The organism is Gracilimonas sp. (assembly GCF_035704785.1).
In the GTDB taxonomy this organism is placed as follows: domain Bacteria; phylum Bacteroidota; class Rhodothermia; order Balneolales; family Balneolaceae; genus Gracilimonas.
On record NZ_DASSWP010000098.1, the window covers coordinates 1 to 6201 of the forward strand.

Annotated in this window: 7 protein-coding genes and 1 pseudogene; 7 read left to right on the plus strand and 1 reads right to left on the minus strand. The window is 40.2% G+C overall.

Going from position 1 to position 6201, the window contains the following annotated elements; translation table 11 throughout:
• From hisI to VFM80_RS05790, 4 genes are all read left to right on the plus strand, one after another.
• Nucleotides 1-358: phosphoribosyl-AMP cyclohydrolase (gene hisI, locus VFM80_RS05775; RefSeq protein ID WP_395070470.1), on the plus strand; the 358-nt coding region annotated here is incomplete at its 5' end.
• Between the two features lie 199 nt (nucleotides 359-557).
• Nucleotides 558-851: a type II toxin-antitoxin system Phd/YefM family antitoxin gene (locus VFM80_RS05780; protein ID WP_395070472.1), complete on the plus strand. Its 294-nt coding sequence runs from the start codon at nucleotides 558-560 to the stop codon at nucleotides 849-851.
• Between the two features lie 68 nt (nucleotides 852-919).
• Nucleotides 920-1135: a type II toxin-antitoxin system RelE/ParE family toxin gene (locus VFM80_RS05785; RefSeq protein WP_395070482.1), complete on the plus strand. Its 216-nt coding sequence runs from the start codon at nucleotides 920-922 to the stop codon at nucleotides 1133-1135.
• Nucleotides 1136-1152: 17 nt separating this feature from the next.
• Entirely contained in the window at nucleotides 1153-2061 is a 909-nt protein-coding gene (locus VFM80_RS05790) for a restriction endonuclease (RefSeq protein WP_395070474.1), read from the plus strand.
• A 71-nt stretch (nucleotides 2062-2132) separates the two neighbouring features.
• Here the strand turns inward: VFM80_RS05790 and VFM80_RS05795 are convergent, their stop codons facing one another.
• Nucleotides 2133-3983, minus strand: coding sequence for a DEAD/DEAH box helicase (locus VFM80_RS05795; RefSeq protein WP_395070476.1), 1851 nt, complete (start codon nucleotides 3981-3983; stop codon nucleotides 2133-2135).
• Nucleotides 3984-4348: 365 nt separating this feature from the next.
• Between VFM80_RS05795 and VFM80_RS05800 the strand changes: the two genes are divergently transcribed.
• The 3 genes and pseudogenes from VFM80_RS05800 to VFM80_RS05810 all read left to right on the plus strand — a co-directional run.
• Nucleotides 4349-5035, plus strand: a complete 687-nt coding sequence (locus VFM80_RS05800; RefSeq protein WP_395070478.1) for a hypothetical protein — start codon at nucleotides 4349-4351, stop codon at nucleotides 5033-5035.
• Nucleotides 5036-5054: 19 nt separating this feature from the next.
• A complete protein-coding gene (locus tag VFM80_RS05805) occupies nucleotides 5055-5948 on the plus strand; it encodes an SMP-30/gluconolactonase/LRE family protein (RefSeq protein WP_395070480.1) in 894 nt (297 codons plus the stop codon).
• A gap of 9 nt (nucleotides 5949-5957) precedes the next feature.
• Nucleotides 5958-6201: pseudogene (locus VFM80_RS05810) on the plus strand (sensor histidine kinase); the annotation flags it as partial.

A 6201-nucleotide genomic window follows, 5' to 3' on the forward strand; every position in this document is an offset into this window, starting at 1 on the left:
GCTGCTGATGCATGGCTACATGAATGAAGAGGCCTTAAAGAAAACTATCGAACTTGGAGAAGCGGTTTATTACAGTCGCAGCCGTGAAACACTCTGGCACAAAGGTGCCACAAGCGGACTGGTTCAAACCGTAAAAGAAATGCGCATTGATGATGATCAAGACTGCGTATGGCTTCGGGTTGAAGTTCAGGGCAATGGCGCAAGCTGTCACGTTGGGTATCGCTCCTGCTTCTATCGGAGCGTGCCAACCGGAGAAGATTTCGAAGAGAAAGATGGCGAGCTCAACTTCGAAGAAGATGAGAAAGTCTTTGATCCCAAAGAGGTTTATGGCGATGCCCCTAATCCTACAAAACTGTGATCACAGATTTGTAGGATTTAGGGATTCGTAGATTTTAATTGATACTTAGCCGTATGGGTAATTTATAAATTGTATCGACGGTTTTTTATTTATCACTCTCAACTGGTTCCTTAGACTCTGCTTCGGAACCTTTTTATTTTACTTATGTATTTTTTTCGTACTTTTAAAAGTACCCTTATAAGTTTATATAATAAGCATTATGAATACAATAAAAGTTGAGTTGGACCAAGATATTCGTCCCCTATCCGAGTTTCGAAAAAAATCTGCTGATTTCATTGAACGAGTGAAAAACAATAAGCGCCCAATCGTATTAACCCAACATGGTAAAAGTGCTGCTGTTTTGGTTGATGTTGGTGAGTATCAGCGAATGATTGATAAAATGGATCTAGCTGAAGAGCTAATGCAGGCTGAACGTGATATCGTGAATGGAAACGTAGTTTCTAATGATGAAGCTAAGAAACAAATGAGAGAACGCCTGAAAGAGTGGAAGTAATCTGGACTAACCAAGCCCTTAACAAAGTCAAAGAGTTTATAGATTACATTGCCCGAGACAGTGTTTAAATTGCAGAAAAGTGGGCAGAGGAATTGATGTCCGAAACTGATCGATTACTTTCACAGCCTCGTTCCGGAAGAAGGATGCCTGAGTTTAATAATGAAAACCTTAGAGAAATCATTTCAGGAAATTATCGCATCATTTACCAAATAAAAAAAGATGCTGTTTATATACAAACAGTAAGGCATGTTAGACAAGACCTTTCTGGTCCTGAAAAATTATAGCATACAACTACTCTCATATGAAAGCTTGGGTTCATGGTGAATCGACTGATCAAGAAACTTTGGAAAGACTTGGTTTCAACCTAGTCAACTTCTACAATAGTAAATGCATATTTTGTGACAATTTAATGTCTTCAGTATCAATCCCTGATATTTGGGGTCATAGTCCTGAAAATTATTTAAAGTTATATTATAAAAGTATTGACATAAACTGGATGCATTATCAAGAAGGAGTGTCCTTAAAACATTTTGAATTAGCAGATGGAGACCCCGGAAGTGATATTTATTGCACAGCACACGCATGCAAAGTCTGTGGTTGGTGGGTATTAGAGAAAAAAGTTCTTTTGAACTCAAAAAGCACTCAAATCTGGGAACTGATATTAGCTACAGCCGGAGTTTTAAATAATTTTGACCTTACAGACTTATCACTACCCGTTGAAGAAATCAAAAAATACCTAACGGCTAAATATGATAGCCGATTTTCTTTGAACCCAAAAAAATATGAAGACGTGGTTGCAAGTGTATTTAAGAATCTTGGATATTCTGCTCAGGTTACTGGATATTCTTCAGACGGAGGAATAGATGTGATCTTAAATAATTCTGACGACAACTTTATCGGGGTTCAAGTAAAAAGATACAAGAACAAAATTAAAGTCGAACAAATCAGATCTTTTATTGGTGCGTTATTTATCAATAACTATACAAACGGAATATTTGTTACGACTTCTGATTTTCAATCTGGTGCTTCAAAATTAGCGAAATCGATTTCAGACAAGACTTACTCAGTAGAACTTTTAAATGCTAAAAGATTTTACGAAGCTCTAAAACTTAGTCAAGTAAAAAGCTTCTCCGACGAATATCCTCTAAACTATCTAACCAATGTTCCAAATCTTCATCCTATCACAAGCCTACATTTAAATCCTTTGTAGTATTCCATCATAAAAAAGGCCCAAAATCATTGCTGATCTTGGGCTTTAAATTTATTCGGTTTTATCAAGTATTAAGAGTAAACCTCAGGACTTCTCTTTTTCTTGATCCGTCCGCCTCTGGACTTACTGAAGGGCTCTTCGCCTTTAGACTTCCTGCTTCCTTTCTTGGAACCAGAGCTTTTGCTTCTAGAGCCGGAGCCGCCTTTTCCTTTGTATCCACCGGATGAAGAACCGTTAGATGAAGAAGACCCACCACTTGTATCGGGCTTAGCCAATTCAACAGAAATGTCTCTTCCTTCAAATTTACTTCCGTTCATGGCATCGAACAGCTTGTTGTCAAAACCTTGCTCGATCTCGAAGAATGAGAAATTATTTTGAATGTCAATCTTGCCAAAATCAGGCTTACTGCCATTCATTTGCTCATTTACAACACCCATAAGTCGGGCCGGATTCAATCCGTCTCTTCCACCTACATTCAGGAAGTACCGGGTAAAACCTGCTTCAGCAATACGATTGCTGCTGCTTCCGCCTGAATTTCTATTTCCTTTACGGTTAGATGAATTCTTGCGGTTGTTGTTATTTTTCGATTTGCCTGCCGTTGCATTGATATCGCCGGCTTGCTCATAATATTCCAGGATCTGATTGAATTCCATGGAAACAAAATGTTTGATCAGGTCTTGCCAGCCTAAGTCAGCCAGCCGCTCATACACTTCCGGCAAATACTTCTCGATCTGCTTTTCGTTGACATCAGTAGTTCTGAGCTTCTCGACCATATCCATCATACGAATCCCACAAACTTCTTTACCGCTTGGCACTTCTTGCTTGATGAAATCCTTTCCTGACATTTTTTCCAGTGATCGGATCTTATTCATCTCTCGGGTGTGAATGATAGAAACCGCAATTCCACTGTTTCCTGCACGACCGGTACGGCCACTGCGGTGAATATACACTTCCAGGTCATCCGGAAGGTTATAGTTGATCACGTGTGTCAGGCTATCCACATCCAATCCACGGGCAGCTACATCGGTAGCAACCAACAGTTGCAGATCTTTAGAACGAAAGCGATTCATAACCTCATCACGCTGATTCTGAGATAAGTCTCCATTCAGCAAGTCGGCATTGTAGCCTTCCTTGGAAAGTTTAGAGGCAATATCAGCGGTTTCGCGACGAGTTCTGCAAAAGATGATCCCATAAATATCAGGATTCACATCTGCGATTCGCTTGAGGGCATCATAACGATCCTTCGCATTCACCATATAAAAATGATGCTCTACATTCAGTGCACCGGAATTACGGGCGTTCACCTGAATTTCTTCCGGATTGTTCATGTACTTACGCGCCATCTTGGAGATCTGATTAGGCATCGTAGCAGAAAACAGCAGTGTTTGTTTTTCCTTCGGTGTGTCATGAAGAATGGCATCCAGGTCATCCTGGAATCCCATGTTTAGCATTTCATCTGCTTCATCAAGGATCAGCGAACGTACATTCGTTACATCTAATTTTTTACGGCGAATAAGATCAAGCATTCGTCCCGGAGTTCCAATAACTACCTGAGTACCTTTATTCAGAGCACGGATCTGTGTGGAGATATTTGCGCCACCATATACAGCTACTGTGCTAATACCCTTCTGATGTTTGGCAAAAGACTTAAGGTCTTTTTCTATCTGTATAGCTAATTCACGCGTTGGAGATAACACCAAAACCTGAACATTTTTTGAGTTGGCATCTACTTGTTGCAGCACTGGCATTCCGAAAGCGCCGGTTTTACCGGTTCCGGTTTGGGCCAATGCAATTAGATCCCGTTGTGAAGCCAATATAGTAGGAATAGCTCGTTCCTGTACTTCAGTGGGGGTTTCAAAGCCAAGATCTTCTACTGCTTGGCATATTTCGGGCGACAGGCCCAGTTCTTTGAACGTTGACATATAATATTTTTTAGTCGTTTTGATCCCGTTCAGAAATTTTTTGCTGCGCGTCTTCTTGTCCGGAATAAATTTGGGGTGAGCTATGGACAAGAGGCAAGCACGACTGCTTGATTTACAAAGGCCAGCAAGGTTCTATAAACCTGAAAAGTTTAACATTCCAGTCTTATCACGAACTCACAATTTTAATAAGCTTTAAATATACGGATAAAAACCTTACGGTATGAGATAGGCCAAAAATTAATTTCTTATCAGAGCGATAGACAAACTACTCACTGTAACCCACTTTGGAATTTCATTTCTATTCTTTGAATTTATATTGTTAGATTTGATCCAAAAAAAAAAGCAGTAATACAGATTAACAAAATATGCAGAACGTAACCACAGTATATCCGAAGGCGGAATCATTTTCTTCCCTGGAAAAAACCATTTTTAATGAAATAAAACGAACAGGCTATAAACCAAAAGATTATATCTGGGGCACATCCATTTGTAGTGATGAGCTAAATAATTCTATCAACGCTCTTAATAAGAATTTCTGCGGTCCGGGCCCATTTCGGTTTGGAGGAATCTCTGGAATTCCTTTTACAGGGAAAACCGGATTTGCTGCTTTTTCAAGTCATATTCCTGATGATGGAGGCGCGTTTATTGTGTACGGTCCTCATATCGGTATTAGTAAAGACGGAACTACCGGATCGGTTCAGCGGGAAGGACAAAAAGAACCTAGTACATGCTGTGGCTCTTTAATCGCCGGACTCAACAACGTGAAAGCCGGAAACGTACTTAACATCTCCAACAATGACTACCAGCAAGGACAGGTCAACAAGGTACTAATTGAAAATTACCAAGAGATCAAAAAAGCTGATGATCAGATCATAGCCACTACTGAAATCGCATTCACCCAAATTAAACGGGAACTCACTGATATTATAGCGGGCGGACTTGAACATCTCGGAAAATGCCCGCTTCTTCTGATCGGTGGTATTATCATAAATACAGACTGGGATCAGGAAGACCAATTTGAAGTGCGCGATATCTCCTGGTTCAACAAATAACAGAACAAACTATAACGATATGAAGACTCTAATTTCCGCAATAATCACAGCATCTATTATTTTCCTGGGATGTTCTTCAACAGATTCGCCACAAACAAATCTGGATCTTGAAACTATTCAAGACTCCACTCAAATTGCATATACCATAACCGGACTAGATGGCCCTGAAGCCGTTCGATACGACGCTGAACAAGACGTTTATTTTATATCAAACTTCACCGGTGGCGGGAATGATCAAGACTCTACAGGTTTCATAACCAAGGCTGATTCTGAAGGAAATATCCTGGAATTAAGATTTATGAAAGGAACCGAGGAAAATCCCCTCCATGCCCCGCGTGGAATGTTTATTGTGAATGAAACACTTTGGGCAGCAGATGTTCTCGGTGTTCATGGTTTTAATAAAAATACCGGTGAGCAAACTGATTTTGTAGACTTCACTGAATTTGAAATAGGCTTTCTGAATGATGTGTCTGCCGATGATGATGGTGTTCTTTACGTAACTGATACCGGTGTTCCCCGTGTTTATAAAGTAGAAGAAGGTTCAGCGACTGTCTTTCTCGATTCACTTGAATATGCCCCAAATGGTATCACCTTAAATCCTGAAAATTCAGACTTTATATTAGCCCCATGGGGCGGTGCCCAAACTTTTCATGCATTCAACGCTGATGGTGAGATCAATGAATTTGCAACTCTTGAAGGAGGATATTTTGACGGTATCGAATTCATTGACTCTAACTTATTTTCAGCAAGTCAGCAGGATTCCTCCATTCGGATTTTCAACGAGGACACAGAGAAGATCCTTATCAAAACAACCGGACGACCGGCTGATATCGGTATAAATACCAAACTCAACCACATAGCCGTACCATATATTGCCTTAGATCGGGTAGATATCTGGAAATTATCTGAATAACTTTAGTGCATGTCAAAACAAATTGCCCCTATACCTGATAATGAATTTAACCGCTTACTTAAACTCTCTGAATATGACCTTGACTACTCCGAAATTCAGCATAAACTGGACGACCTAACTCGTCTTGCTGCCTTTGTGGCCGGTACTCCTATCTCTCTCATAAATCTTTTGGATAACACCACTCAATGGACTGTATCTAATGTTGGCCTTGATCTCTTTCAAATGCCGAGAGAAGAAAGTGTTTGCCAGTATG

What these genes read in the sequence shown, in the direction of transcription:
- VFM80_RS05780 (WP_395070472.1), top strand. Translation starts at nt 558, where the DNA reads ATGAATACAATAAAAGTTGAGTTGGACCAAGATATTCGTCCCCTATCC.
- VFM80_RS05790 (WP_395070474.1), top strand. Translation starts at nt 1,153, where the DNA reads ATGAAAGCTTGGGTTCATGGTGAATCGACTGATCAAGAAACTTTGGAA.
- VFM80_RS05795 (WP_395070476.1), bottom strand. Translation starts at nt 3,983, where the DNA reads ATGTCAACGTTCAAAGAACTGGGCCTGTCGCCCGAAATATGCCAAGCA.
- VFM80_RS05800 (WP_395070478.1), top strand. Translation starts at nt 4,349, where the DNA reads ATGCAGAACGTAACCACAGTATATCCGAAGGCGGAATCATTTTCTTCC.
- VFM80_RS05805 (WP_395070480.1), top strand. Translation starts at nt 5,055, where the DNA reads ATGAAGACTCTAATTTCCGCAATAATCACAGCATCTATTATTTTCCTG.